At 69.8% G+C, this 1,611-nt stretch carries 1 pseudogene; it reads right to left on the bottom strand.

The features are described from left to right. Positions 1 to 160: 160 nt before the first annotated feature. A pseudogene (locus tag AB0M87_RS33330) lies at positions 161 to 1,536 on the bottom strand (IS1380 family transposase). Positions 1,537 to 1,611: the final 75 nt, after the last annotated feature.

The raw sequence follows: 1,611 nt of genomic DNA, 5'->3' as shown, positions 1-1,611 counted from the left end.
CCTCGAAGTTTCGTGACTGTCCGCCGACGAAGTCGGTGGACCGTTTTCGTTGAGTGGGTTGAGAGTGGGCAGGTTGAGGGCCCGAGTGTCGTCTCGGGTGGGCGCCGGGTTCCACTGCTCCGGGGTCGGTCTGCTGTCGTAGGGACGAGAGAGTTGCTGGTCAGTCGGGGTTTGGCAGGAGTGCGAGCTGGTCGAGTGCGGCGGTGATGTGGCTGGTCCAGGGCCAGTGCCGGGCCAGGCGGAGGATTCGCCGGCGGCCGGTGGTGACGAGCTGTCCCGCCGCGGTGAACAGGCGGAGCCGTAGTCGGCGGGGTTCCCAGAGTCTGGCCTTGCCGGTCAGGGCGAGCATCGGCATCCAGGCCAGCAGGTCGAGGGCGATCTGCACGATCTCCAGCCAGATCCGGTTCTGGGCGGTGCGGTGCAGGGGCAGGTTTCGCAGGCCGGTGGCCCGCGCGTTTCGGATCCGGTCCTCGGCCGGGCCCGCAATCGGTGACGGAGCTCGAGCTCGGCGATCGGCCGCCCCGAGGTGTTGGTCGCGAAACACGTCAGCCGCATGCCGTCCGCATCCGTGAGCCGCAACTGTGCCCCGGGATGCGGTCGTTCCTTGCGGACGATCAACCGCATCCCCTTGGGCCAGCCGGTCAGGACGTCGCCGGTGAGTTCGGCGACCCAGGCGCCGTCGCGGATCTCGCCGCCGCTTTCGACGGCCGGAGTCCAGGCCGATGCCGGAACCTTCAGCACGTGCTGGTGGACCTGCTCGGTGACCGTCATGCCGACCGAGTAGGACAGCCACCGCCCCCTTTGGGCGAGCCAGGCGACGAAGTCGTGGGTGCCGCCCGCGGAGTCGGTGCGGATCAGGGTCCGGCGCCCGCGCCGGTACTGCTTCGGCAGCTGGGCCAGGGCCAGTTGGGTGGCAGTGATGTGGTCGGCCGCTGTGTTCGAGCCTGCGTTGCCCGGTCTGAGCAGGGCCGCGACCGGTTCACCGGTGCCGCCCGGTCCGTGGTCGACGAACCCCACCAGCGGGTGATGTCCGTAGGTCCGTTTCCAGGTCGGGGCCGCGTCCTCCTTGGCCGAGTGCGCGATCACCAGCACCCCGTCCAGATCGACGGTCACCGTCCCGCCCGCATCAGGCGCTTCCCCGCCGGCCAACCGCCAGACACGCTCACGCGCTTCGGCCCGCGCGGAACGGATGGCCCGCAGGGCCTTCTCCCCGGAGGCGGCGAGGGAGTCGATGAGGCGGGAGACCGTCGGATCGGAGGCCACCGGCCCGAACACCGCCGGCTCGGCCCGCAGCATCCCGACATCCGCGAGGCAGTCCCCGCCCAGCGCGACCGCCAGAGCCACGTCCAGCAGGATCTTGCCCGGATCGTGCACCGCCCGAGCCTTCCGCCACGGCGTCAGCGCCGCTGATATCGCGGTGTCCAAGCCGGCCTTGCGGACGGTCTCGACCAGCAGCACGCCCCCGGCCTGAGAGACCACCGCCCGGCCACCACCCTCGACGCGGACACGCGGGTAGGACCCGATACTCTTCTTCACCTGAGAAGTGCCTCCGGCTTGAGCAGGAACAAGGACCTCGACAATCCTCATTCTTGCTGGTCAGAGGCACTTTTC

The sequence above is a fragment of the Streptomyces sp. NPDC051320 genome, from assembly GCF_040682175.1.
Lineage (GTDB): Bacteria > Actinomycetota > Actinomycetes > Streptomycetales > Streptomycetaceae > Streptomyces.
Note: the sequence above shows the minus strand (reverse complement) of the source record. Positions and strands in the feature narration are given on the sequence as shown.